The sequence below is a fragment of the Antrihabitans spumae genome (genome assembly GCF_043944905.1).
GTDB classification, from domain to species: domain Bacteria; phylum Actinomycetota; class Actinomycetes; order Mycobacteriales; family Mycobacteriaceae; genus Antrihabitans; species Antrihabitans spumae.
Window position 1 is genome coordinate 1 of sequence record NZ_JBIMSN010000036.1, and the last position, 1,002, is coordinate 1,002.

Genomic DNA, 1,002 nt, shown 5'->3' on the forward strand with positions numbered 1-1,002 from the left:
GCACCATTCTTTGTCTGCGACACAGTCCTCTGCCGAATTAGCGTGAAAGCGCGAGGCTAGCTCTGTTTCCGGAGGACGTGTTCGGGTGGCTGGCGGATACCCAGCCCGACCAGCTCGCGAAGCGAGTCAAGCCGGATCTGACCGGCGAAGCGCTCACCAAAGCGCAGCACGGCGTACTCGCAACTCTTGCAAAGGCGCTCGGAGCTGATCTGAAGGCCAATGGCGGCACCTTGTCGGCGCTTCGACGAGGTTTCAAAGACCTGAACGCGCAGTTCGCGATGTGCCAGTTCCGACCCAACACATCACTGAACGAGACGACCGCGAAGCGATACGACGCAGTGCGGCTCAGGGTGATGCGCCAGGTGCACTACTCGACCAAGAACAACAACAGCATCGATCTTGTGTTCTTCGTCAACGGCATCCCAGTCGCTACGGCAGAGCTGAAGACCGACTTCACCCAGAACATCACGGACGCGGTCTTGCAGTACAAGAACGACCGGCTCCCGAAGGGAGAGCCGCTGCTGCAGTTCGGCTCTCGCGCCCTCGTGCACTTTGCCGTGTCGAACAGCGAAGTCCAGATGACGACCAAGCTGGCTGGAAAAGACACCTACTTCCTGCCGTTCAACCGGGGCAACGCAGGGCACGCAGGGAACCCGCCGAATCCCAACGGATCGCCGACTGCGTACCTGTGGGAAACCATCCTGCAGCGCGACACTTGGCTCGATATCCTAGGGCGGTTCCTGCACCTGGAGGTGATCGAAAGGACTAACCCTGTCACCGGGCAAAAGACTCGTAGCCAAACGATGCTGTTCCCGCGTTATCACCAGTGGCACGTAGTCACTCAGCTGATCGATGCGGTGCGTACAGAGGGCCCCGGTAAGCGGTATCTGGTCCAACACTCAGCGGGCTCCGGAAAGACCAACTCAATCTCCTGGCTCGCGCATGGGCCTTGACCCCGGATGTTGGACACGGGGATTTTCTGGCTATGCAGCCTGGATGAGG

At 59.8% G+C, this 1,002-nt stretch carries 1 pseudogene; it reads left to right on the plus strand.

Annotated features, from left to right (window positions below):
- Positions 1-56 precede the first annotated feature (56 nt).
- A pseudogene (locus tag ACHIRB_RS09350) lies at positions 57-944 on the plus strand (type I restriction endonuclease); the annotation flags it as partial.
- Between the last annotated feature and the right edge of the window lie 58 nt (positions 945-1,002).